22 protein-coding genes and 1 pseudogene are annotated in these 22,520 nt (G+C 70.1%); 4 read left to right on the top strand and 19 right to left on the bottom strand.

Going from position 1 to position 22,520, the window contains the following annotated elements; all coding sequences use genetic code 11:
- Positions 1-63: 63 nt before the first annotated feature.
- The 8 genes and pseudogenes from QIY60_RS06470 to QIY60_RS06435 all read right to left on the bottom strand — a co-directional run bounded on the left by QIY60_RS06470 (position 64) and on the right by QIY60_RS06435 (position 7,997).
- Positions 64-1,197, bottom strand: a complete 1,134-nt coding sequence (locus QIY60_RS06470) for an IS630 family transposase (RefSeq protein WP_283141572.1) — start codon at positions 1,195-1,197, stop codon at positions 64-66.
- Positions 1,198-1,218: 21 nt separating this feature from the next.
- Positions 1,219-1,587, bottom strand: coding sequence for a VOC family protein (locus QIY60_RS06465; protein ID WP_283141571.1), 369 nt, complete (start codon positions 1,585-1,587; stop codon positions 1,219-1,221).
- A 98-nt stretch (positions 1,588-1,685) separates the two neighbouring features.
- On the bottom strand, positions 1,686-3,392 hold the full coding sequence (locus tag QIY60_RS06460) for a mobilization protein (RefSeq protein WP_283141570.1): 1,707 nt from the start codon (positions 3,390-3,392) through the stop codon (positions 1,686-1,688).
- A 15-nt stretch (positions 3,393-3,407) separates the two neighbouring features.
- Complete coding sequence (mobC, locus tag QIY60_RS06455) at positions 3,408-3,752, bottom strand: plasmid mobilization relaxosome protein MobC (RefSeq protein ID WP_283141569.1); 345 nt, start codon at positions 3,750-3,752, stop codon at positions 3,408-3,410.
- Between the two features lie 413 nt (positions 3,753-4,165).
- Positions 4,166-4,357, bottom strand: a complete 192-nt coding sequence (locus QIY60_RS06450; RefSeq protein WP_283141568.1) for a hypothetical protein — start codon at positions 4,355-4,357, stop codon at positions 4,166-4,168.
- A gap of 800 nt (positions 4,358-5,157) precedes the next feature.
- Positions 5,158-5,571: pseudogene (locus QIY60_RS06445) on the bottom strand (DUF2637 domain-containing protein); the annotation flags it as partial.
- A 390-nt stretch (positions 5,572-5,961) separates the two neighbouring features.
- Complete coding sequence (locus tag QIY60_RS06440; RefSeq protein WP_283141567.1) at positions 5,962-6,729, bottom strand: ATP-binding protein; 768 nt, start codon at positions 6,727-6,729, stop codon at positions 5,962-5,964.
- Complete coding sequence (locus QIY60_RS06435; protein WP_283141566.1) at positions 6,726-7,997, bottom strand: hypothetical protein; 1,272 nt, start codon at positions 7,995-7,997, stop codon at positions 6,726-6,728. Before QIY60_RS06435 ends, QIY60_RS06440 begins: the two co-directional genes overlap by 4 nt.
- 609 nt (positions 7,998-8,606) lie before the next feature.
- Here QIY60_RS06435 and QIY60_RS06430 point away from each other — a divergent pair.
- Positions 8,607-8,858 (top strand): helix-turn-helix transcriptional regulator, encoded by a 252-nt coding sequence (locus tag QIY60_RS06430; protein ID WP_283141565.1) that lies wholly within the window; start codon positions 8,607-8,609, stop codon positions 8,856-8,858.
- 72 nt (positions 8,859-8,930) lie between these two features.
- Here the strand turns inward: QIY60_RS06430 and QIY60_RS06425 are convergent, their stop codons facing one another.
- From QIY60_RS06425 to QIY60_RS06380, 10 genes are all read right to left on the bottom strand, one after another.
- Complete coding sequence (locus tag QIY60_RS06425) at positions 8,931-10,913, bottom strand: ABC transporter ATP-binding protein (RefSeq protein ID WP_283141564.1); 1,983 nt, start codon at positions 10,911-10,913, stop codon at positions 8,931-8,933.
- Positions 10,914-11,549: 636 nt separating this feature from the next.
- Positions 11,550-11,768 carry a hypothetical protein gene (locus QIY60_RS06420; RefSeq protein ID WP_283141563.1) on the bottom strand — a complete coding sequence of 73 codons (219 nt, stop codon included), beginning with the start codon at positions 11,766-11,768 and terminating at the stop codon, positions 11,550-11,552.
- Positions 11,769-11,852: 84 nt separating this feature from the next.
- Entirely contained in the window at positions 11,853-12,200 is a 348-nt protein-coding gene (locus QIY60_RS06415) for a UDP-N-acetylmuramoylalanyl-D-glutamate--2,6-diaminopimelate ligase (RefSeq protein ID WP_283141562.1), read from the bottom strand.
- Entirely contained in the window at positions 12,193-12,828 is a 636-nt protein-coding gene (locus tag QIY60_RS06410) for a C39 family peptidase (RefSeq protein WP_283141561.1), read from the bottom strand. The genes QIY60_RS06415 and QIY60_RS06410 overlap by 8 nt, the downstream gene beginning before the upstream one ends.
- Positions 12,829-12,844: 16 nt before the next feature.
- The gene (locus tag QIY60_RS06405; RefSeq protein WP_283141560.1) at positions 12,845-13,801 is read right to left on the bottom strand and encodes a D-alanine--D-alanine ligase; all 957 of its coding nucleotides are present in this window, start codon (positions 13,799-13,801) and stop codon (positions 12,845-12,847) included.
- An 8-nt stretch (positions 13,802-13,809) separates the two neighbouring features.
- Positions 13,810-14,481, bottom strand: coding sequence for a hypothetical protein (locus QIY60_RS06400; RefSeq protein ID WP_283141559.1), 672 nt, complete (start codon positions 14,479-14,481; stop codon positions 13,810-13,812).
- A gap of 82 nt (positions 14,482-14,563) precedes the next feature.
- Positions 14,564-14,755 carry a hypothetical protein gene (locus QIY60_RS06395; protein WP_283141558.1) on the bottom strand — a complete coding sequence of 64 codons (192 nt, stop codon included), beginning with the start codon at positions 14,753-14,755 and terminating at the stop codon, positions 14,564-14,566.
- Positions 14,752-15,363 carry a class I SAM-dependent methyltransferase gene (locus QIY60_RS06390; protein ID WP_283141557.1) on the bottom strand — a complete coding sequence of 204 codons (612 nt, stop codon included), beginning with the start codon at positions 15,361-15,363 and terminating at the stop codon, positions 14,752-14,754. Before QIY60_RS06390 ends, QIY60_RS06395 begins: the two co-directional genes overlap by 4 nt.
- Before the next feature lie 118 nt (positions 15,364-15,481).
- A complete protein-coding gene (locus tag QIY60_RS06385) occupies positions 15,482-15,967 on the bottom strand; it encodes an ATP-binding protein (protein WP_283141556.1) in 486 nt (161 codons plus the stop codon).
- A 90-nt stretch (positions 15,968-16,057) separates the two neighbouring features.
- Positions 16,058-17,197, bottom strand: a complete 1,140-nt coding sequence (locus tag QIY60_RS06380) for a methyltransferase domain-containing protein (protein WP_283141555.1) — start codon at positions 17,195-17,197, stop codon at positions 16,058-16,060.
- 398 nt (positions 17,198-17,595) lie between these two features.
- On the opposite strand from QIY60_RS06380, the gene QIY60_RS06375 reads away from it, so the two are divergent.
- Positions 17,596-18,834: a helix-turn-helix transcriptional regulator gene (locus QIY60_RS06375; RefSeq protein WP_283141554.1), complete on the top strand. Its 1,239-nt coding sequence runs from the start codon at positions 17,596-17,598 to the stop codon at positions 18,832-18,834.
- Between the two features lie 4 nt (positions 18,835-18,838).
- Here QIY60_RS06375 and cutA read toward each other — a convergent pair whose 3' ends face one another.
- Positions 18,839-19,174 (bottom strand): divalent-cation tolerance protein CutA, encoded by a 336-nt coding sequence (gene cutA / locus QIY60_RS06370; protein ID WP_283141553.1) that lies wholly within the window; start codon positions 19,172-19,174, stop codon positions 18,839-18,841.
- A gap of 1,649 nt (positions 19,175-20,823) precedes the next feature.
- On the opposite strand from cutA, the gene QIY60_RS06365 reads away from it, so the two are divergent.
- A complete protein-coding gene (locus QIY60_RS06365; RefSeq protein WP_349253984.1) occupies positions 20,824-20,997 on the top strand; it encodes a helix-turn-helix domain-containing protein in 174 nt (57 codons plus the stop codon).
- Complete coding sequence (locus QIY60_RS06360) at positions 20,994-22,379, top strand: site-specific integrase (RefSeq protein ID WP_283141551.1); 1,386 nt, start codon at positions 20,994-20,996, stop codon at positions 22,377-22,379. The genes QIY60_RS06365 and QIY60_RS06360 overlap by 4 nt, the downstream gene beginning before the upstream one ends.
- Positions 22,380-22,520 lie beyond the last annotated feature (141 nt).

Genomic DNA, 22,520 nt, shown 5'->3' with positions numbered 1-22,520 from the left:
GTGGGCGTACACGGTGGCGGTGACGCCGATGTGGACGTGTCCGAGGAGCTGGCTAGTGCCGCATCAGGCAACGTTTGCCCTTTCGATCACGGCTCGTAGCCGCTGATCGTCAGCGTGACGATTTCGCCAGATGATGTAGCGGCGGATCATGCTGCCCTGTTCCTTGTGGCTGGCATGATCGGTGCCGTCGAGGGTGAAGTAGCGCAGGGCGGTGAACTGGGCCTTGATGCGGTTGAGCCAGGAGCTGTTGGTGGGGGTGTAGGCGATCTCGACGTTGTTCGCCGTCGCCCAGGTGCCGACCCGCTGGCACTTCTTCGTGGTCAGGTGCGGGGAGAAGTTGTCGCAGACGATCGCGATACGGACCTTGGGCGGATAGAGGCTGCGCAGGTAGTGGCAGAACTCCAGGAACTGGGTGCGCCTCTTGACCGGCTTGATGTGGCCGTAGAGCCTGTCCTTGGCCAGGTCATAAGCGGCGAACAGGTGCCGCACCCCGCCGTAGCGGTTGTAGGTCGCCCGCCGCCTGCGGCGGGGTTCGCGGCCGGGGTCCTTGTGCCTGCCGCCGCGTTCGGCCCACTGCCGGCCCGGGCGGGGCACCAGGTTGAGCGGGCCGAACTCGTCCAGGCATAAGACTACTTCGGGCTCGCCGTCCTCGGGTATGACCTCGCCGTCGGCGATCGCGTAGAGGTGTTCGACGCGGGCCTTCTTGGCGGCGTAGTCGGGGTCGTGGGAGGTCTTCCAGGTCTTTATGCGTTGAAACGACACGCCCTCCTCGCGGAGCAGGGCCCGAAGGCCCTCGTGGCTGATGTCGTCGACCACCCCCTCGGCGACCAGGAAGTCGGCCAGCTTGGCCAGGCTCCAGGCCGAGAACGGCAGGCCGTGTTCGGCTGGCTTCGATTTGGCGATCTTCTTGACCTCGCGCCGCTCGGGCAAAGTGAACGTCCTGGGCCGGCCGCCCCTGTACTTCGGGTACAGCGAACCGAAGCCGTCGGCGTTGAAGTTGTGGATCACATCCCGGACCCGGTCCGCGCTGGTGAACGTCACCTTGGCGATCTTCGCCACGCTCATGCCCTGCGCGGACAGCAGCACCATCTGCGCCCGCCGCCAGGTCACCACCGACCCCGTGCCCCGGCGGACGATCCGCAGCAGCCGCCGCCCCTCGTCGCTGCCGATCTCCCGCACCCGCACCCGTTCCGCCATGCAAGCCGCCTCCGGTCTCCGTCAGTGGTGACCGGTGTCGATGACACAGAAGCGGTTGCCCTCGGGATCGGCGAGCACGACGAAGTCGGCGTCGTCCGGATAAAGATCCCAGTCGACGCGCCGGGCCCCCAGGGACACCAGCCGCCCGACTTCGGCGGCCTGGTCGGCCGCGTCCCCGGCATACAGGTCAAGATGAATCCGCGGATGCTCCTGGACCGGCGTCTCGCTGAGACCGAGTGCCAGCTGCACCCCAGCCCCTTCCGCCGGCACCAGCACCACCCAGTCGTCTTCCATCTCCTCGCGCGGGACGTATCCCAGGGCCTCCATCCAGAACGCGGCCGCACGCGGCACATCGGAGACACCCAAAACAACGGAACCAACTCTCAGCATGCGCCGATTCTGACGGACAACAGCAAGCCGACGACACCGACTACACCCTCAACAACGAGGCGAACGTTGCCTGATGCGGCACTAGAAACCGTCAGGGATCACCTCCGTCCGCCCCGCTGCGGACCCTGTCCTGCGGGGCCGTTCGCGGGCCGGGCCGGACGCTGCCCGGGGCCGCCTGGCAGGGGCATCGTCTGAGCGTCGGCGGGCAGGTCGGCTGCCTGGCGCAGCCGCCACACCAGCACGTCGCTGATCTGCTCCGCGCTCGCCAGCTCCCGTCGGGCGGCGACGTCGGCGAGCAGCGCGGCGGTGTCGTGTCCGGCGGCTTCGGCGTCGGCCAGGGTCGCCGCCAGCGCCGCCCACCCCGGCTCGGCCAGCACCTGCCCGGCCAGGTGGGGCAGGGCTTCCCGCAGCCGGGCCCTCTGGCGGTGCAGCACCGGCAGGGCCAGGGAGCGGCCCCGTAGGGCGAGGACGGCCATCGGCTGCGTAGCGGCGGCCCGGTAGGCGAGGCGCAGGTGGTCGGCGGCCAGGCGGGCGGCAGCGGCCTGCTGCGCGTGCTCCTTACGGGCGTGCCAGTGCGCGGCGGCGGTGACCAGGAAGAACACCATGTCGATCACCATCGCGGTCATCGCCCCGTCCTCCCCGCGTTCCGCTACGGGGCCGCTGTAGACGAGGTCGCGGGCGGCTTGGCGCAGCGCCCGGTCATGCCCGCGTACGGCGCGTACGTGGGAACGGGTGGCCCGCTCGAACACGGCGGCGGCCTCACGGAGTTCGCTGCGGGTGTGGGCGGCGGAGGTCTGCGCGAGCGCGTCCAGGATCTCCCCGGCCGCCGCAATGTACCCCGCCGCGACCACATCCTCCGCACCGTCCATGACCAGCACCGCCTGCCACAGGGCCGCGCTCGCCCGGCGCCGCGCCCGCGCCGGCCCCGACGGCCCCGCGTGCTCACCGGTACGGCCGGGGGGCTGCCGATCGGACCAGCGGTCTCGGATTCGCGGCAGCGACAGGTCCGGGGCGAGCTTCGAACCGGGGTAATAGACCGGTTCCCCGTCCTTGTTGAGGTCGTCGGCCAGGGCGACCTTGTAGCCCAGCAGGTCCCCGGACGGTGCAGTGCGGGTACGGACGAGCACCCCGGCGGCGGTGAGCCGGGCGAAGAGCTCCGCCTCGCTGGCGGCGCCCGCGGCGGCCTGTCGGACGGTCTCGCGCAACTCCTCCCGCGCCGTGCGGGTGCGGCCCTGGCGGGTGGCCTTGTGCCGCTCGGCACTGGCGGGGCGCTTGGCGGCGGTGCCGTCACCGGGATTGAGGCAGCGGTCCAGGCCGAGTTCCGCCTCCAGCAGCCGAGCCTCGGCCTGCACACGCACGGCGTCGTTGTTCAGCCGGGGCTTGCGGCCGTCCTCGCGGACGAGGGTGGCCAGGATGTGGATGTGGTCGTCGGCGTGGCGCACGGCCACCCACCTACAGCCCGCGCCCAGTTCGGGGTCGTCGATCCCGGCGGCGGCGACCATCCGACGGGCGGCCTCTGCCCACTCGTCGTCGGTGAGGTGCCGGTCGGTGGCCGCGTTGCGTACGGACAGATGCCACACATGCTTCTTGGGCTGCCGGTCGTCGGGGAGGGCGTGGACGGGCTGGTCGAGGAGCTGCTGCAGCTGCTTGAGGGTGACGGTGGGGTGGCGGCCGGGGTCGGGGGCGGCGTGGCCCCAGGAGGCCACGAGGTGCGGGTCGGTGTGCTCCTCGGCCTTGCCGGGCCCGTAGAGGTAGGCGAGCAGGCCGAGGGTGCGCGTCCCGCGCTTGTGGATCTTGGGGACCATGGGGTGGGGATGTTCCTAGTGATGCTGGAGGAGTTGGTCGGTGGCGGCCTGGACGCGGGCGGTGGCCCGGTGCACGGCGTCGAGTACGGCGTCGAGGTGGGCATCTGCTGGGCGGTCGCCCGAGTTGATGGCTCGGGTTATCTGGTTGAGGTTGTTGCCGACGTGGCCGAGGTGACGGCGGGCGGCGAACAGCTCCGCGACCAGCTCGCGTTCACCCGCCACCGCAGCGGCAGCGCGGTCGAGGTCACGGGCCGCACTGAGAGCAGCGCGGGCGAGGAAGCCGGCGACGGTGACGCCCGCAGCGTTGGCGGCGGTGGTGATGCGGGCGAGCTCGTCGTCGCTCAGACGCGTGGTGCGCACATGGGGACGCTGGCGGCGTTGGTAGGAGCGACGGCGCGTTCGCGACGACGCAGGCGACGGGGCGCTGCGCGTCGGCGCGGCGGGCTGCTGGTCTTCTCCTGGTTGCGGTCCGCCCCCGGTCGCAGCCTCCTCGTCCGGCGTCCCCCGGCGCCGGACGGACCCCGGCCCCCCAGGGGCGGGGGACCCTTTGGAGTCTCCGCCGATGGCGGAGACTCCAAAGGGATAACTTGCTCCGCCCGGAAGCGAGAAGTCCTGTGGCGAACTGCCGTCCTGAGCAGGGGGTTCGGACCGCAATGCGGGTCGGTACGTGCCGGATACGCCGGGCGGTGTTGCGTGGTTCACCGGGTGGTTCGGGTCCTTCCAAGAGGGGCGGGGGCGGCCCGGCGCTGGGCCGGGCCGCCGCGAAGGTGGGGTCAGCTGCAGATGAGGCAGCGGGTGTAGTGGCGGGACAGGGCGCGGGCCATGTTCTGTCTCACGCCCAGGGCGTGGCGGGCGCTGGCTTTCGCGGCGCTGCTGCCGGAGTGGCGTTGGGCGTGTTCGCGCAGGAAGCGGATGTCCTGCTCGAAGCCGGACTTGATGCTGGCGAACCGGTCGCAGGTCTTCACCGGGGGGTGGCTCCTTCGAAGGGGGTGGGTGGTGTGAGTTCGGCGCGCAGGCGTTTGAGGACCGGGCCGAGATGGTCGTTGCTGAGCGGGATGCCCTGGGTGCGCATGATGCGCCGCAGCTGGTCCCGGGTCAGCTGGGCGTTGCCGTCCGCTTCCAGGACCGCGGGGACGTGGGGCAGGAGCCGGGCGACGGCCTCGTCCTCGGACAGCCGGACCGGTCCGGACCGGCGCTGCCGTCCGGCGGCGACCTTCGCCCGCACCGTCCGCGGACGCGGCGCCGTCCGGGTTCGGCCCAGCCCCTGCTCCCGTCCGGGTTCGGTCCGGTCCGGGTTGCTGTCCGGGTTCGGTGCGGCGGTCCGGTCTGGCTCCGGGCGCCGTCCGGGTTCGCTCCCGTCCGGGTTACCAGGCGTCGTCCGGGTTCCGGTCCGGGTTGGGAACGGTCCGAGTTCGTTGCCGTCCAGGTTCGGCGTTGCCGTGCGGCCTGCTGCCGGGAGCCTTCCGGGTTCCGTCCGGGTTCGGCGCACCGGACCATCCCCGTCCCCGTCCGGGGTCCGTCCGGCTTCGGTCCCGTCCGGGTTCGTCGTAGTCCGGGTTGGGGCCGGTCCGGGTTCGGACCAGGTCCGGTGCGCCGGACCGTTCCCGTCCGGGTTCGGTCCGAGTTCGGTCCCGTTCGGGTTGTCGGACGCAGTCCGGGTTCCCTCCCGTCCGGGTTCGTCGTGGTCCGGGTTCGGTGCCGCGGTTCGGGTTCGCCGTGGTCCAGGTTGCCGTCCGGGTTCGGGTTGGGCAGTCCGGGTGGTGTGGGCGACGCGTTGGTGGATCTGGCGCATCAGGACGCCGAAGGCGAGCATGGCGCCGGTCGGTGGGACGGCGGCGACCACGTAGTCCAGGACCGGGACGGGGCCGGTGGTGGTGCCCGCGACGCCGGCGACGTTCAACGCGATCGATCCGGTCGAGCCGGTGACGGTGAGGCCGATGGCCCACCAGTCCGTCACCTTGCGCAGGCCCGCTCGGAGCATCAGCAGTTCGCCCGCGATGATGAAGGCGTCCAGGGTGGCGGGCCAGGCCCACTGCCGCTCGGGTGAGCGGGCAAGGCCGTGGCGTGCGGCGACTTCGGCGAGGTGGGCGTATGAGAGCCAGAACCCGGCGATGGTCAGGACGAGGATGACCGTTCCGGCGGCGAGCAGGGCGTAGCGGTCGGCGGTGTCCTCGGTCAACGACGGCTCCCCTTCGTTGTGGTGGGTGGCGGGTGGTGCGGTGCGGGCGGGGTGCAGGGCGATGAGCGGACCGGCGAGCAGGACCAGGCGGGCGAGGACCTGGGTGGTGGAGTGGCCGGGCCAGTCGCCGCTCACCAGGTCCAGCCGGTCCGCCTCCGCGGGGGCATGCCCGTGGCAGCGCCTCCGGCATGCCAGGACGTATCGGCGATACCCCGCAGGGCGGGGACAGGCTGGGTGTTGGTGGTGATGTGACGCATGAGAGAGGGGTCTCCAGGGGATGCCGCAGGGGCAGCAGCGGGCGACACCGGGGCTGGGTGCTGGCCGGGCGGTGTACGGGCCGTGCGGCGGGATGGTCGAGGCGTGGGATGCGGCGCGTGGGCGCGATGGTGCTCAGGCGGCGGTGCGGTAGCGGCGGTCCGGGCCGTCCAGACGGACCGGCGTGCACATGCCCGACAGGCGGGAGAGGATCCGGTCGCCGACCCGGTCGCGCAGCACCGGCTGGCGGGGGTCCGTCCGCTCGGTGCGCAGGGGGGCGAGGTTGGTGGTGATCAGGGTGGGTAGGTGGTGCTCGGCCCGCCGGCTCAGCAGCCGGAAGTTGATCTCCTCGGTCCACTCGGAGTGCTTCGCGGCGCCGAGGTCGTCCAGGAGCAGCAGCGGGGTCCGCGCGATGCGGCGCAGCAGGGATTCGGGGTCGGTGCCGCTGCGGGGGCGCATCTGCCCGTACAGGTCGGCGGCCTTGACAGCCTGCCACCGCACGCCGCACCCGGCCGCCGTTAGCGCCCGGATCGCCGCGTACGACTGGTGGGTCTTGCCCGCACCGGTCTCGCCCCACAGCAGCAGCGACGGACCGTGCGCGATCCGGCGCCGCCCGGACGCACCGAACTGCGGCGCCAGCGGATCATCGCCCGGCGCCGCCGCCGCACCGGCGACGGCGTCCACCCACGCAGCCACGTCCGGGTGGGTGACGCGGGCGTCGCGGTAGTCGACGGGGATGCGCAGCTGCGCGGCCTCCAGCGCCGGAGAAGGCTCCGGGGTGTCCGCCTTGGGTTCGGGGGCGGCGGGGTCGAAGGCGATGTTGCGTTCGGCGAGCTTGCGGGCGATCCAGGCCATCGCCGGGCTCTCGCCGCTCGTACGCGGGCCGCAGGCCAGGGTGGTCACAGGGCGACTCCGAAGATCCCGGTCGGCTCGCTGGCGTTGAGGTACGGCGTGTACGCGGTGGCGGGGGAGGGGGCGTGGCCCCAGGGCCCCGCGCCGGAGGCGGACGACACGCTCCAGCCCGGCGACGGCGCGGGGACCGGCTCGGCGTTGAGGACCTCGTTCACCAGCGAGGGCAGCACGCTGGGGTGCAGGCCCTTGGCCCGCAGCCGCTCCAGGGCCGGGCGCAGCACCTCGGGCCCGTAGCCCTCCTCCACCAGCAGCCGGATCTGCTTGCCGAGGTGGCCGAGGAACGCTTTCGGCGCGCGTCCACCGGGGCAGGCCCGGATGTACTCGCTCATCAGCCGCTTGACCGACCACTCACCCGCACCCGCCTCCTCCGGCGGTTCCTCGGAAGCGGAGGGCGGCGCGGGTGCCTCGCGCCCCCTACGGGAAGTTCCAGGATCCAAGATCCTAGATCCAGTACGTGAAGCCTCACTGAATGTGGCCCCGATCACCACGCCTTCCCGCTCGGCAAGGCCCTGACCTGCGGAGTCGTCATCCAGCGGGACCGGAGCGGCGGGCGCGGGGGCGAGTGGTGCACAAGCGGCCTCCGTCGGGATGTCAGGGGTCATGGTGGTCCGGGTCACACCCGTCATGGTGGCCTGGGTCACAACCGGCGGCGCCATGGTGACGTGGGTCACCATGGACTTGGTGGCCTGGGTCACAGCGCGGATGGAGGTCTGGGTCACTTCGGCGGCTGCGGCGGGGGTGGTCGGGGAGGCCGACAGTGCGATACCGAAGCGGGGCACCAGCGCCTCGCCACTCGGCGCGGTGACTGCGGACCCGGCGGCGTCACGCACCTCCGGCGCGCCTGCGGCAGGCCCCGGGTCGTGGTGTGCGGCGGGGCACGGGGTGCGCTCGCATTCCCCGCACGCCTTCACGGTGTCGTGGGCCGGGCAGCGCGGCAGGCGTGAATCGCTCGGCCGGTTGATGCGCTGGTGGCGGTCCCAGGTGACGATGTGCAGCCACCGCTTGCCGTCGCACCCGGTATAGCGGCAGATCAGCCCCGCCTGGGCGAGCTGCTCCAGGTCGTCGGCGACGTCGGCGGGGGTGTGCTCGCGGCGCAGCGCCCACAGCCGCCCGGCGATGACCGCCGGATGATCGCGAAAGCGCCCGGCGTCGTCGGACTGGGTGAGCAGCCCGAAGAACGTCACCATCGCGGTGACTGAAACGCTGGCCAGGTCCTCGGATTCGAAGGCTTCGGGCTTGATGGTGCGTATCCGCGCCATGCCTATCGCCCCGCCTTCGCGGTGGGAGCCGGTGACGCGGGGGAGTGGGCGGAAAGGGGTGCGAGTAGTGCCGTGCAGGCCCTACTGTGGAGCATAGACGTTCCTCACCCGGTGGCATGCGACGCCACCGCTTGATTGCTCAGATGCGGGCGATATCGGTAGGGGACTCTGGGCCCTCGGCGTTGGCGCGCCGGGGGCCGTCTTCGTTTCAGGCATGGCCAACACAGCCACACCCACCCCGCACAAGTCCAGCAATTCGCCGGGAAAGCAAACAGCTGACGGCGAACACGTCCCTGCGAGGGGACCCAAACAGTAAGCCCGAATCCCCGGTCGGCGAAATAGTCCGCCATTGCAGCGGGGCGAAAAGGGGGCAACCGGCAAGACTCGGGCGGCAGGCACACTATGGCTCCATGCCCGATGTCATGCCAGGTCAGGGTCGATGTTCTGGTGGAGTGCCCCGCGTCGCGTCCCGATGATTTCGCCAACCGGGAATCCCGGTCTATATTGCGCCCAGCACCGGTCCGGGCAGGAGACCTGACAACAAATCCGCGGAATATAGCAGCGGATCCACGGTTTCCGAAACCGGGGATCCAGAGCTACAAAATAGGCATGATCAAAACCCCTTTGGGAATCGGCCTGACCGGGCAGCGCACCGCCCGGTCCATCGAACGGACCCGCGCCGCAGGCGGTGTCAGCCAGCGGCAGCTGGCCGAGCGCGTGACGGCGCTGGGCCGCCCGATGACCTTCACGATGCTGTCCCGCATCGAGCGCAGGCAGCGCCGCTGCGATGTCGACGACCTCGTCGCCATCGCCACCGCCCTCGGCGTCTCCCCGCTCGACCTCCTCAGCGAGGCCCCGTAGCAGCCCGGCCGCCAGTCGCACCCGGGCGCGCCAACGCCCCGGAGCCACAGCCCAGCCTCGGCTGAGTCGCGTTCAGGGTGTGGGCTCGTCTGCTGGCGTGGTGCCGGCTGCCGGGCGCGGGATGGTGTGTCCGGTGCCGTTCCCCTCGCTTTGGTATTGGGCGGCCTGGGTCTGGAACATGGCGGCGTAGCGGCCGTCTGCGCTGATCAGCTCGTCGTGGTTGCCGGATTCCACCAGGCGTCCCCGGTCCAGGACATGGATGATGTCGGCCTGCCGTACGCCGGACATGCGGTGGGTGACCAGGACGACGGCGCGGTGCGGGCCGGCGAGGCGGCGGATGCGGTCGAACGTTTCGATCTCGGCTTCGGGGTCGAGGGCTGCGGTCGGCTCGTCGACGATGAGGAGGCTGTCGCTGTCGCAGGTCGCGCTGCGCCGGTGGGCCCGCGCGACGCCGATCCGCTGCCATTCGCCCCCGCTGATCTCGGAGGCCCCGCGGAAGATGCGGGCCAGCAGTGTGTTCAGACCGTGTGGGAGCTTGTCGATGACCGGCGTTGCCCCGGCGTAGTCCACCGACGCTTGGAGCTCGCCGGGGGTGGCGGGGTGGTGGGGGCGGCCGATCTGGACGTTGACGGCGGCGGTCATCGGCCACTGCTGAAAGTCCTGGGTGAGCAGGCTGACCCGGTCGAAGACCTGGGTGCGGTCCAGGTCGGTCAGATCGTGCTCGCCCCACCGCACCTGGCCGCTGTGGGGCAGGAGCAGCCCGGCGAGCACCTTCATCAGCGTCGACTTGCCGGACCCGTTCGCCCCGACGACGGCGACGACCGCGCCGATGGGGATGGACAGGGACACGCCATCGAGCGCGGGCTCGTCCCGGTCCGGATAGCGGTAGCTCACCTTGTCGAGCACGACTGCCTCCAGATGGGTGGGCACGCTCAATCCGCCGCGTGGGATGGCGCGGTGGTCCGCCTCGGCGAGGAACCGCTCGTGGTCGAGCACGTACAGGGACTCTTCGTGGAGCTGGTTGACGTTCATGACCAGCGCGCCCAGCGACGCCGAGCCGGTGCGCACGGCGATCACTGCGGTCCCGGCGACCGCGAGTTCCATGTGCCCGGCCAGGATCAGCCAGAGCAGCACGCCGTAGGTGGCGGCCTTGGCCAGGCCCGACAGGCCGGCAGCGACCAGCTCGGTGAGCGCCTTGTTGTCGGCCAGGCGCCGCTGCTCGGCCTCCGCGCTCGCGGCCATCGTCCGGTACCGGTCGAGGAGGAACGCCCCGACGTGGTGCAGGCGCACTTCTTGCGCGGCCTGACGCGCGGTGAGGAGGTCGCCGATCAGGCGGCTGGCCCGCACGTGCTCGACCCAGGTGAGCACGGACACGTACCGCTCCTGCGCCACCCGCATCGCCCCCCACCCCCGCGGTGCCGCGATCAGCAGCATCGGCAGCAGCACCGGATGCAGCACGGTGAGCACCCCGGCGGTCGCGATCAGGGAGATGGTGCTGTTGAGCGCGGCCACGCAGGCACTGATCATGCGGCGAGCTGAAGACGATGCGTACTGGGCGATATCGACCAGACGCCTGAACTCCGGATCCTCGATCGCTTCCAGCTCCACGATCGTGGCCGCCTCCAGGTATTCGACGGTGGTCATCCGCTCCACCAGCGGCTCCAGCCGCCCCGCCCGCGAAGTCGACCAGCTGGCGAGGACGGCGGTGGCCACCGCCGTCGCGGACACGGTGATCAGCGCGGGTAGCGCCGTGTGCAGGCGGTCGACGGGGGCGCCCGCGCCGAGCAGGGCGTGCATGACCGCGTTGACCGCGAGGAGACTGACCGCGGCCGCGATGCCCTGCCCCACTTCGCTGATCCCCACGCTGAGCAGCGAGGGCCGGTCCGCCCGCCAGGCCCTGCGCAGGGTTGCGCCCACCAGGCGGGGCATCGCCCGGATCGCGGTGAACATCGTCAGGTGCAGCCGGGCCCGCTCATGCTCCGCCCAGCCCATGTCGTACCGCAGCGGCCCACCGAACAACTCCTGCTCCGCCGCCGACACTGCGGGTTCTTCCATACGTACGCGCCTGAGGAACCGCTTCACGCCACACCCCCCGAACCGGTGACTGCCTGAGCTGGAGCACGGTGCGTGTCGTCTGAGCCAGACCTCTGTCGCGCGACCCCGTCCTCGATACAGGCCGCGTCTTTGGTCGCCAGGGCTTGCAGGCTGAGGAACCCCGTTTTGTGCCGACTACTGTGGGGCGGAGCCGCAGCGTGGGAGGGTGCGACGACGAGCATGTCGTCGACCAGGACGAGTGGCACCGGTTGGTTCCTCGGCACGGCTACGGTGCCCGCCTGCGGGAGCACGCCTTGGCGAAGGGAGCGCCGGAAAATGCCCCAGGTGGCGAATTGGTCGCGCAGCCATGCTTCTTCGACTCCGTACAGCGACGCCAGCAGCGGCAGCCGGGTGCCGGTGAGGTAGCGGTGGGAGACCGCCTCACGGACCTGGAGGACTAGGTCCCGGCGCAGGGCGACCTGCCGCTGGTCGACTGCTCCCATCAGGACTGCCTGCCCGTACCGGCCGCAGCGACGAGCGCGAGGGCCAGGAGGTTTCCTAAGCCGCTGCCGCCGGTGGCGGCCTTCTTCGTTCCAGTGCCCGTTGCCACAGGCCCTCTCCTTGTCCGCTGAGGAATGCTTCACCAGGTGCGGGGGGTCAGCCGAGTGCTTTGGCGAGGCCCCATATGAAGCGGAGCCAGAGGCTGCCGATCACGAGCAGCACCAATGCTGCGGCGACCAGTGGCGGGCCGATGCGCTCTCCGGCCCGCTCTTTCGCCTCGGCTTTGGCCTTCTCCTGCGTCAGCTCGGTCTGCTGTACCACCCAGCACTCGTGGCAGTGCGCGCCCGGTCCGGCGTGCGGTATGTGGCTCTCCATCAGGAGACCTGCTGTCTGGACGACGCCTCCGGGCGGAGGCTGGCGCTCGTCGTGCAGAACGCTTTCCGGAGCATGGGTGCCCTCCTATCCGTTGCGGTTCCAGTCCCCCCACTCCGCGACGCTCTGCCCGGCAAGCTGTTGGGCGATCTGCCAGTGCATCCCGCCCCGCGAGCCCTTGACCAGAACGGTGTCCCCGGGTTCGAGCCGGGAGGCGACGAAAGCGGTCGCGGTCTTGTTGTCCCCGACGATCGCGACGTCCGGGACGCCGGCCGCGCCGGCGGCCGCGGCGAGGATGCGGGCGTTGATGCCGCCCACGGCCACGACCAGGTCGATGCCCTGCTCGGCGGCGAACAAGCCGAGGTCGTGGTGCTGCTGGGCGGCGTCGGCGCCGAGTTCGAGCATTTCGCCCAGGACGGCGATGCGCTTAGCCACGGAGGCCGCCTTCCAGGATGATGCCGCGCCCGGCGTAGAAGCGGCCGAGATCGGACCAGGGGACGGGGGCGGACTGCTGGGAGGCGTTGGTGGGGAATCCGGACGGATTGTTGACCAGGACATGGTCGGGGGTGGCGCCGACCGCGAGAACGAGGTGCCCGCCCTTGCCGGCGGGGGTGGGGTCGAGGGTGCGGATCGTCTTGTGCACGGACAGCATCACCAGCGCCCCGCCGTCGAGGGCCTGCTGGATCTCGGACACCGGCAGGTCGGGCACGCTGCGGGCCTCGATGCCCCAACGGGCGGTCACATGGCGGGCGAACGGCTGGTAGATCAGGCCCTTCACAGTGTCTCCTTCACGAACGTATGCCCCGGCCTCGACAAGTTCGTGGACGAGGGGGACGGACGGGGGGACCGGGTGGCCCCAGAAATCCAAGGCCATCCGCAGGCAGGCGACGCCGCACATGCGCGGGGCCCAGAACGCGTACTCCTGCGGGGTGTCGGCACCGGACTTCATCCACAGCGGATCGGTGGCCGCGTCGCGGGTCCCGGTGACGAAGTCGGGGACCAGGCCGGCGGATTCCCACTGCGAGTAGTACGGGACCGGGTGCTTGATCGTGGGTGCAGTCATGCCCCCACAGTCTGGCCTACGGCAGATAGCCGGGCTTGGTGTACGCGGTGCGGATGAGATGCTTGATCAGCTCCGGGTACGGGATTCCCCCAGCGCGCGCCATGGTCGCGAGATTTCCTCTCTGGGACAGGCCGGGCAGCGTGTTGGCCTCCAGCATCGTCACCCTCCCGCCCTTGGTCGCGAGGAAGTCGACCCGCAGCACGCCGTGGGCTCCGATCATCTGGAACACCCGCCGGGCGAGGTACTGCATGTTCTCGGTGGTCGGTGCGGGCAGGATCGAGGGGCAGTGCTCGCGGCGCTGGGCGGGGTCGTGTTTGGCGGTGTAGTCGTAGAACTCCCGGTCGGTCTCCACATCGTGCACCGGCAGCGTCCGTAACCGGCCCTCCACCTCGACCAGGCCGACGGTGCACGGCAGGCCGGGCACGTACTCCTCGATCATGAACTCGGTGTACGGATCCCCGTCGGCCCGAGTGAGCAGTGCCCGCAGCTCGGCGTCGTCACGGGCGATCCCGGCCGCGAGGCTGCCGCCGCCCGAGGACGGCTTCACGAACACCGGAAACCCCAGCGTCAGGCGGACCGTGTTGATGGTCGACTCGATCGACACCTCCGGCTGGCGCATGGTCCACCGGGGGGTGTCCATCCGCTGCTGTACCGCGAGGGTCTTGAACGTCGGCTTGTGCATCCCGAGCGCCGACGCCAGTACCCCCGACCCCGTGTACGGGATACCCAGCGTGTCCAGGGCTCCCTGGACCTTGCCGTCCTCCCCGCCGAGCCCGTGAAGCCCGAGGAGGGCGACGTCGATGCGGTCGCGCAGCGCGGACAGCGCCGTATCGGCCATGTCGATCAGCTCTGTCATCAGCCCGGCCTCCGCCAGGGCCTTCGCTGCCGCTTCGCCCGACGCGAGGGATCCGGGCCGTTCCGGGGACGCCCCGCCGCACAGGACACCGACGCGCAGAGCCTCGATTGCGGGCATGGTCGTGATCACATGTGCCTCCAAGGTGAAGCAGACAGGGGGTGTGCCTGGGGTGGTGTACCGACCGGGGTGTCGGTCGTCGGGGGAATCCCGAGGAGTGCCGACGGGCCGGTGGGGATCAGCGTCGTGAGGCCGGGCTTGGTTTCGGGCCGGTGCTGGAGCAGATGCACCGTGGTGCCGTCGGCCCCGGTGCCGGAGCGGATGTGTGTCCAGCCCCACCGGTCGCGCAGGAGGTGCAGCAGCCGCCGGTGCGGAACCGCGCAGCGCGCCCATTCGGCCTGGGGATAGGTGCGGGCGACATGGTCGAGGGCCCAGCAGGCCATCATCCAGCCCACCCGGCTCTGCGCGGGGCCCGGATGGCTGTAGACGTGTCCCAGGCTCAGAGACGGCTCGGCGAGTTCCTGCCTGCTCCACAGCGCGGTGTGGGGGACCTGGTCGGTGAGGAGCAGACAACCCGCGACGGGGGCCTCGTCGCTGGTGTCGTACGGAGCGCGGGGGACCGTCTCGTCGGTGAACACCCACACCTGCTGGGCAAACGGGCCGGGTTGTGCCATCAGGGAGCGGATGGTGTTGGCCTCGTTGCGGATGCTGTGGCGGCGGATCAGGTCCGCGCACCGCAGGTCGATCACCCGGGTGATGCCCTCCACGTCGGCAAGGGCGGCGGGCCGCATCGCGTACATCACGCTCTCCAAAGAGGGGGGTTGGCAGGGGACGGAGGCACCCGCCCGGCGGGGGAGCACCGTGCCGGACGCCTGCGGGGGGTTAGTCGTCGGGGCCGGGAAGATCCGGTACGGAGACCGGAGGAACGCGGGCGAGCAGGTCCACCGGTTCGGTGGCTTCGCTGCGGAGCGCACTCACGCACGGCACCAGCCACGTCAGAACCACGGCGGCCAGGCAGCAGCGGTGCCGGGCCTCCGCCCAGTCGACGTGCACCCGGGGCCGTAACCGGCTCACCTCTCCCTCACCGGCCCCTCGGGCCCGTGCAGCATGATCCCTCGCAGCCCGGGGCCGGCGCGCCACTCGTCGGCGCGCAGCCAGCCCTTCGCGCGCACCAGGTCATCGATCTGTTGCCCCGTCAGTCCCCGCCGGTAGGGGTCGCGTCCGGCCTCGCCGCCGACCGAGTCGAGGGGGGTGAGCGCGTAGAACGTGCCCTCGGGCCGTAGCCAGCGTGCGACGTCGGTGAGCAGGCGGCTCCAGTCGAGGTAGGCCAGTGACAGGCGGCACGTCACCAGGTCGACCTGACCGGGCTGGATGTCGGTGGGGATCTGATCGGCGGTGATGTCCCACCGCGCGAAGGCGAGTCGGGGATGCCCGGCCGCGGCCTTGCGGGCCTGCTCCAAAGCTTCGGTGCTGAAGTCGTAGCCGGTGGCGTACATGCCCCAGGTCACGAGCTGCCGGGTCCACTGGCCCGTGCCGCAGCCAAGATCGATGGCGGTTCGGCCCGCGAGCGGACCCGCGCACGTCAGGAACCGCCCGCACTCCTTCTCCGAGATCAGGCGCGGGGCGTGGAGCGCGTGCCACTCGTTCCAGGTGAGGGCATCGGGCAAGGCGAGCACGGTCATGGTGCCAACTCCGTCAATCAGGGGTGAAGGATGGGCCGCCGCGGAGAGGCAGGGGCGGCAAAGGGACTGGGGCAGGCGCGGGCGAGCCGGGCAGGGACGCCCGCGCGACGGGACGGGCTTACGAGACGTCGGCCAGGGCCAGCGCCCGCGGGGGTCTGGTGGGGGTGGGGCGGGTGAAGAACTGGCGGAGCACGGTGGCGCGTTGCGTCGGCGCTGAGGCCGGTACCTTCAACAGGGCCCAGACGCGTTTGCCGGACTGGGTGGGTTCCCAGCCCGTGCTCGTGGCGAGGGCGTCGACGAGCTCCAGGCCGCGGCCGCGTTCTTCTGCGGTTCCGGCGGTGCGGGGGAGCGGGGGTGTGGGGCTGTGGTCGAGGACGTCGATCACGAGGTGGCCGGGCTGGTGGTAGAGCACGACGGTCACCGGCCCGTCGGTGTGCTGCACGGCGTTGGTGACCAGCTCGGACGTAACCAGGCGGATAGTGTCCTCGGCGGCGGCATCGAGCGGCACGTCCCAGGCCCGGACCGCGCCGACCACCTGCCGCCGGGCCAGAGCAACCTCGTCCTTCTTCCCGGTGTAGACGAGGAGCGTCGTGCGGGTGGACATGGGGATGCCTCCGATACGGATGGGCACGGCTGGGAAAGGGCCGGCTTGCGCGGGCCGCGGACCGGGCTGGGTCCGGAGTTCAGGCCGTCGTCAGCGCGGCCACGTCGGTACGGGGGTGCGGTCCTCGCCCAGCCAGAGCGTCAGACGGGTGCCTGGGCCATCGGCGGTGACGGTGGCACCGAAGTCGAAGAGTCTGGGCCGGTTGTGCTGCTCCCACCAGGCCAGGGCGGCGCGGACCTCGGCGATCAGGTCACGCGGCCCGTAAAGCAGTGCCGAGTCGGAATCCACACGGGCCCAGGAGCGGCGGTCGCCGGTGAGGAAGAACCAACCGTCGCCCTCTTGGAAGGCGGAGACCCCGGGCAGGCAGGCCGCCAGCACGAATTCGCCGTGCACATCGAGGGCGGGCAGCTGCTGGTGCTGCTGGTCCTCGCGGGCGTCGTCGCGGGTGGCCCGCCAGATCCCGGCCAGGTCGGGACGTTCGTGGCGCTGGGCGCGGATGGCCATGAACGTCTCCGCCCCGTGGACGTACCCGCGGGCCACTCCGGGCTCCCGCATCCTCAGCCACAACAGACCCAGCCCCTGGTCATTGGGTAGCCACGGCACGACGAGCTCCCCGTCGGGCGTCATCTGCTCCAGCCACGCAGCCGGGATCTCGCGGGCGGCCGCGGTCGCGATCAGCCGGTCGAACGGCGCGTGATCCGGGGCACCGGCCAGCCCGTCGCCGTGGATGACCTCGGGCCCATAGCCGCATGCCGCCAGCCGGCGGCGGGCGTGCCGTACCACGTCAGCATCGACCTCCACCGTCACCACCCGCTGCGCACCGACGCGTTCACACAGCAAGGCGGCGTTGTAGCCGGTGCCGGTGCCGATCTCCAGCACCCGGTGGTTGGGTGCCGGGTCCAGTGAGGCGAGCATGTTCACCACCGCGCCGGCGGAGCTCATCGAGCTGGTGGGAATGCGGCCGCTGCCGTCGTCGGCCGTGCGGCCGTCGTCGACCTGCGTCACCAGGGCATCGTCCGCGTGGTAGACCAGCTCGCTCCACTGCTCGGGGGCGTCAGCGCGGTGCAGCGGCCGCCAGCGCTCCTCCTGCCACGTCCAGACGGTGTCAGGCGCGAAGTCGTGGCGTGCCACGGCATCGAGCAGGCCCCGAATCCACGGTTCCCGGAAGGCCCCCTGGGCCGTCAGCGACTCGGCGAGCCGCTGACGGAGGGGACCGAACTCATCGGTCACGATGTGCGCCTTTCCCTACTTGTCCTTGCGGTGGGTTCCGGAGTCCCCGCCGCCGACCGTCGGAGACTTTCCGTCCGTGTTGCCGGGCGGAGGCTTCGGGTCTTCCTTCGGCTCCGGCTTGTCGTGCTTGCCCATACGCCCTGCTCCCTTCGTGTGCCGTACCGGACGCCGGGCACGGATTCGGGGCTCCGTGATGTCGAAGAGCCCGGCGTCCGCGCCGTCGCACCCAGCACCAGGTGGTGCTCGTGCCGACCGGCCGTGGCCGTGGTCCTCGAACCGTTTCGTGACTCGGGGTGCTCTGCCAGGGGAATTCAGAGGGGGAAAATTCTGTCAAGGGGGAAACTGGCGGGGGGAGTTGAGGCCATGATTGAAATCCATCCAGGGACGAGGTCACACTCATGGCAATCGAGTTCGCCGATTTGCTGCTTCGGCTCCGTCGGGATGCGGGGCGGACGCAGGACCAGCAGGCAGACGCGATCAACGCTGTCTCCGGTCGGCCCACGATGACTCGGCGGGAGATCAACCGGTACGAGCAGGGGAAGAACATCCCGACGAACCACACGCTTGCGCACATCGCGGTGGCTTGCGGCTACTCCCTTGAGTACCTGCAACGGGAGGCGGCAGCCGCCCGTGCGCGGCGCAAGAAGGATGCTTGTCGTGAAGCGGAGGAACAGGACGACGTGAAACGCCGCACGTTGCTCGGGAGCGCTGTCGGCGCAGCCGCTGCTGCCGAGCCATGGGAACGCCTCGCGCGTGCCCTCGAAAGGGGGAGAAAGCTCGACGCGGATGCTGTCGCTGGCCTTGCCGACCGGACAGGGGTCCTTCATGCGAGTGAGGGAGGACTGACGGCCCGTGAGCTGAAGAGGATGGTGGAATCGCACCTTGATGCGATCGTGGCAGCGCTGCCACGGGCCGGTGAACACGAGCGGGCCATGACGATCGCCGGTGGCGAGACCGCCGCCCTGGCAGGGTGGGTCGCGTGGGACCTGGGAGACCATGCCCGGGCACACGCCTACTACCAGGTCGCCACGGACTGCGCGGAGGCTGCCGGGCACCCGCCCCTGCGCGCCCTGGCCCTGACCTACGCGAGCTATGGAGCGGCTACCCCCGCCGAGGCCGCACAGCTACTGACCCAGGCAACCAAGGATGTGCGAGGCCCGGGCAACGCGGCTGCCGCTGCCTGGGCCTACGGCCGCTTGGCGGAAGAAGCCGCCGGCGTCGGCGACGAGACGACCGCCCTCCGTGCCCTGGACCGCGCCCACTTCGCGTACGACTTCGCCGATCACACGGCAGAGCAGTCCTGGGTGCGCTTCATGACGCCCTACCGCATGGACGCGCTGGCGCTCTCGGTATACGGGCAACTCGGACGCCAAGAACTGGCCGAGACTGCACACCGCGCGGTAGACCGCCTGGGCCGGGAACTGCCGGAATCCGGTGTCGTCGTCCTGGGCGATCTGGCCTCCGCACTCCTGCGCGGAGGAGATATCGGCCAAGGCATCCACGTGGCCCATCAGTTCGCGGCAGCCGCCGCCGCACGCCCCAACACCATGGGACGAGCACGCGCCCGGGCCGTGGTCTCCCGCCTCCCGGCCAGTGAGCACGAGCTCGCCCGGCACCTTGAACAGTGCACAGCGTGACGCCTTACGCGGGGGACTGTGGCGTCGACTGCTCGACCGCCCACGCCAGATACGCCTCGGACCCCCCAGTGACCGGGAGGGTGATCCACTCCGGAACCTCGTAACTGTGCTCCGCGGCCACCCAAGCCTCCAACGCGGGAAGCCGGTCCGGGGTCGTCTTGTATGAAATCCGCCATTCCCGGTCGGTTTCGATCGCATCCTTCCATCGATACACCGCAGTGAACGGCGGGTCGATGTGAGCGCAGGCGGCCAGACGGCCCTCAACCGCGCCCCGAGCGAGAAGCATCGCTAGCTCCTCGTCGTTGATGGTCGTCTGCGCAATCACGATCTCGTTCGGCATGTGACTTCCCTCCCAGGTCAGTGTGACGACACTACCCAGTGATCCGAACATTCATCGTTGCTACTTGGCGATGCCCCGAGAGAGCAGCCTGGTGCGAGAGTTCGGAATCGGGAACGGCGTGTACCCGGGCCGCGGCTTGGCCGGTTGCCGCAGGCAGGTGCCGGAGGGGATCACGGGGGGCGCGAGGCCCGGAGCGCCACAGGACCGGGGCGGGGGCGGCTGTGGCTGCCATGTACACCGCCCTGGGTGCCGTAGCAGAGGGTTCGAGTCCTTCTCCCCGTCCCGCGCGCCCCCTGTCTCGCCCCGGTTCGGCGTCGCGGCAGCAGTATCCGTCAGGGGGCAGTGTGTTGCTGTTCGCGCCGCACGGCACGACGGCGCCCCGCCCGTCTCTCAGCCGACGCCACGCCATGGGGAGCTCCGGAGATGGCGAAGCGCCGCCTCGGCGGGGCCGGGGCGGCGCTCAGGTCACTGCGTGAAGGTGAGGACCCGAAAAAGCCGAAGATCACACCGTCGAACGCGGGTTCTGTGGACGTCGCCATTCTCAAAGCCTACGGGCGATAGGCGAGTTGGAACAGGACGGCCATGGGACAGCGGGTTGCCGCCAGTACCGCTACCACTCGGGACCGTCGACGCGTCCAACCGCCTCCGTGTCCGAAGGATTTCGAAAGCCCACGCGACGACAAGTGGCGTCCAGCCGCACAGCCGTCGGGCGAGCGTGTGGGCAGAGTGCCGATGCGTGTGCGGCTGTCCTCCGCTGGCGGTAGGCAGCTACGGCCCGTAGAGGGCGATCCCGGGATCGCTCACGGCAGACGGTTAATCCCCTGGGAGAACTGGAATATCGGGCAGGGGCATGTCAATCTACACACCCTTAACCAGACAGGGGCCTGCAAACAGGAGATGCCCGTCGCCGTGCTGGCGCCCCCGAGGAGGAGATCTACCCAAGACCGGCTTCAAATTCTCACCGCCACCCCACCTCGCTGCTCGCGCCGTCCGTATCAGGGGGCTAGCCGCTGCGGCCCGGTTCCGAAGCCACGACAAAAGCACGGGGGCGAATAAGGACGGCCCATGTGTCTGGATAGCGGAGGCGGAGTGCGGGGACTGCGGATGGCGTCGTGACGCCCAGTTCGAGGAAGGCATCGTGGTCGAGTCCGGTCATGACTGCGAAGAAGACGACTGACCCGCCACCTGGGGTTCGGAAACAGCTCTCTGCCGCGCGGTGGCAGGAATACGGCGACGCATACGTTCCGCCTTCCTCTGCCCTCGGTCCTGCTGGCGGATATATACACGACGATCCCCGGTTTCCGAAACCGGGGATCGTGTGGACTATCGGGGGTGCGTACCGGCTGCTTGGCGGTGGACCGGGGCGCAGTCCGTGATTGTCGCTGGCTCCCGAGTTCCGGCGGTGAACCCCGCGTCACCTGAAAGGCTTGTCTCCCTGAACTCGGTAAGCCCCTGAACTTCTTCCGCAAGGACCCTTCCATGCTTCTTCGATCCGTACTGCCCCCTGCCCTGAAACCGAATGCCGCACCAGCCTGCGTGCCCCGTGCTGCGATGGCGGGCTTCCTTTCGCGGATGTGTCGTCATGGCGTATGCGGGGCCGCGTGGTGAGGCGGCAGAGGACGGCGAAGGTGCGTGCTGGTGACGAGCTGATGACGGTTCCCGAGGTGCTGGCGGAACTGAAGGGCGTATCGCGCCGCACCTTCTATCGGTGGAGGGAACTCGGTACCGGGCCTGCCACGTTCAAGCTCCCCAATGGCGAACTGCGCCTGTGGCGGAGTGACTTTATGGAATGGCTGCAGGAAAGAGAGGAAATCTTCGCTTGAAGTCCACGGACGTGAGCCTGTGGGAGATCCGGACGAAACAGCGTCGCGGGCGTGACACCTTCGAGGTGCGCTGGGTGGTCTCCGGACGCGAGTTCTCCCGCTCGCGTAAGTCCTTCGGCCTTGCCCAGAAGCTGCACTCGAAGCTGCTCATGGCTCAGGATGCGGGCGAGCAGTTCGATACGGAGAGCGGCCTGCCGCCCTCGATGGAGGAGGAGCCGAAGGAGCCGAAGGCCCGTTCGTGGTACGAGTTCGCTCTTGCCTACATGGCGCGCCGCTGGCCGATGGTCTCACCCAACTACCGGGACGAGATCAACGAGTCCCTGACCGCCGTCACGAAAGCGGTGCTACCCCAGGGGCCTGGCAGGCCGGAAGACGTGGCGCTGCAGCGGGCATTGCGGGACTGGGCATTCGTCCTGCCGGGGCCGGATGACCGGGAGATACCCGAGCAGGCGCGGGCGGTCCTGACATGGGTGGCCGAGAATTCGCCGCCCCTTGCGAAACTGGGGGACAAGGAGCTGGTCCACAAGGTCCTGGATGCACTGAAGCTGAAGCTCGACGGGACTGCGGCGGCCACGGAGACAGCCAAGAGGAAAAGGAAGGGATTCGTTGCCGCACTGAACTACGCCACAGAGATCGGCGAGTTCACGGCGAATCCGGTCAAGCAGGTCACGGAGACCCGTGCTCCGAAAATCGTGGAGGTTGACCCCCGGGTTGTTGCGAATCCCCGCCAGGCCGCCAACCTCATCGGCGCCGTCTCGTACGTGGGGCTGTACGGACGTGCGCGGGGCCGACGCCTCGTCGGCATGTTCGCCAGCATGTACTACGGGGGCCTGCGCCCGGCCGAGGCCGTGGGGCTGGCAGAACCGGACTGTTACCTTCCGGAAGAGGGGTGGGGCCGTGCCACGCTCCACCGGACCCGTCCGACGGTCGGCAAGAAGTGGACCCGGACCGGCGAGGTCCACGACGACCGCGGCCTGAAGAACCGCGCTCCGGAAGACGTCCGGGTCGCCCCTCTCCCGCCCGTCCTGGTTCATATCCTTCGCGACAGTATCGACGAATTTGGTACAGCTGATGATGGAAGGCTGTTCTTCAACGAACGTGGCGGTGTAGTCGGATCATCCACCTATAGCCGTGTATGGTCCGAGGCGCGTGAATTCGGACTTCCGCCCGAGTTGGTCGACAGTCCGCTCGCGGAAGTCCCCTACGACCTTCGACACTCGGCCCTGTCGACGTGGCTGAACGCAGGGATGGATCCCACCGAGGCGGCGCAGCGCGCCGGGAACACGGTCGAGGTGCTCCTGGCGCGTTACGCCAAGTGCCTACACGGCCGAGCCGTGGTTGCCAACCAGAAGATCGAGAATTTCTACGCCGAATACGCATGACGATGATCACATTGAGTGCCCCGAGGGTTCCCCTTCGGGGCACTCCCTTTGCCTGACTGTGGGGCTTATGTGCGGTAAGTCCGATCCCGCGTATGTCCCGCGGGACGTGTCCTAGGGGTGCTTCCGGCGGCATATGCCTGC

The sequence above is a fragment of the Streptomyces sp. BPTC-684 genome (assembly GCF_030028635.1).
In the GTDB taxonomy this organism is placed as follows: Bacteria; Actinomycetota; Actinomycetes; order Streptomycetales; family Streptomycetaceae; genus Streptomyces; species Streptomyces noboritoensis.
This window is presented reverse-complemented; position numbering and strand designations above follow the sequence as displayed.